At 64.8% G+C, this 1,198-nt stretch carries 1 protein-coding gene; it reads left to right on the top strand.

The window, feature by feature from the left end; translation table 11 throughout:
* Positions 1 to 74 precede the first annotated feature (74 nt).
* The coding region (locus AXW62_RS39695) for an LLM class flavin-dependent oxidoreductase (RefSeq protein WP_060948560.1) at positions 75 to 1,198 on the top strand (1,124 nt) is incomplete at its 3' end.

The raw sequence follows: 1,198 nt of genomic DNA, 5'->3' as shown, positions 1-1,198 counted from the left end.
TTCCTCGTGGGTCTTGACCTGGGCTGGGCTACGCCCTACGTTAGCGCCCAATAACATTCGTTGGAAGGGTCGGTATGGACTTCATCCTCATGTCCGAGGGGGACACCCCGGTCGGGCTCACCCATGAGCACCGCTACCGGGAACTGATCGAGGAGGTACTGCTCGCAGAGCGCGTCGGTTTCGACGCCTTCGGCAGTTCCGAGCAGCACGTCGCCCTCGGGACGGCCTCGGTCTCCGCGCCGGAGGTGCTCTACCCGTACCTGATGGCGCTCACCAGCCGGATCCGTTTCATCCACCTGGTGACACTGCTGCCGACACGGATGAACCACGCACTGCGCGTGGCCGAACGCGTCGCGACCGAGGACATCCTCTCCAACGGACGCATCGAACTCGGCACCGGACGCGGCAACACCACCCTCGCCCTGCGCGCCTTCGAAGTCGACCCCTCCGAGAACAAGTCCCAGTGGCGAGAAGGCGTCGAACTCATCCGCCGCGCCTTCCTCGACGACCCCTTCTCCTACGTGGGCGAGCACTACAAGATCCCGCCCCGCAGCCTGGTCCCCAAGCCCCTGCAAACCCCCTACCCGCCCATCTCAGCCGCCGCCGGCAGCCCCAGCTCCGTCGAAACCGCGGCCACCATGGGCATCGGCGCCATCATGGGCGGCCTCTACCTCGGATTCGACCTCGTCGAAAACATGGTGAAGCTCTACGACACCACACTCGCCGCCACCGACCACCCCCACCCGATCACCCCCCGCAAAATGGTCGCGATCTCCGGCGGCATGCACTGCGCCGAGACCACAACACAGGCCCGCACCGAAGCCCAACCCCTCTTCGAGATGGCCAAACTCTCCACCGACGCCTACGAACGGCTGTCCAAACTCTCCCAGGACTACGCCTACATGGGCGCCGTCAAAGACATCGACTTCAACGACCAGGAGTACATGTTCGAACACTCCCAAGGCTTCATGGTCGGCGACCCCGACCACTGCATCCAACACGTACAGCGCTACGCCGACATGGGCGTCGACGCCCTCGTCCTCCGCGTCGACAGCCTCCCCCACCACCAACTCCTGCGCTCCATCGAACTCTTCGGCAAATACGTGATCCCCCACTTCAAAAACCCCCGCAACGTCATCCGCCCCGCCGACGACGTACTCGCCGACATCCGAGCCGCACGCCCCGCCCACCAAGAAGC

The sequence above is a fragment of the Streptomyces hygroscopicus subsp. hygroscopicus genome (assembly GCF_001553455.1).
GTDB classification, from domain to species: domain Bacteria; phylum Actinomycetota; class Actinomycetes; order Streptomycetales; family Streptomycetaceae; genus Streptomyces; species Streptomyces hygroscopicus.
This window is presented reverse-complemented; position numbering and strand designations above follow the sequence as displayed.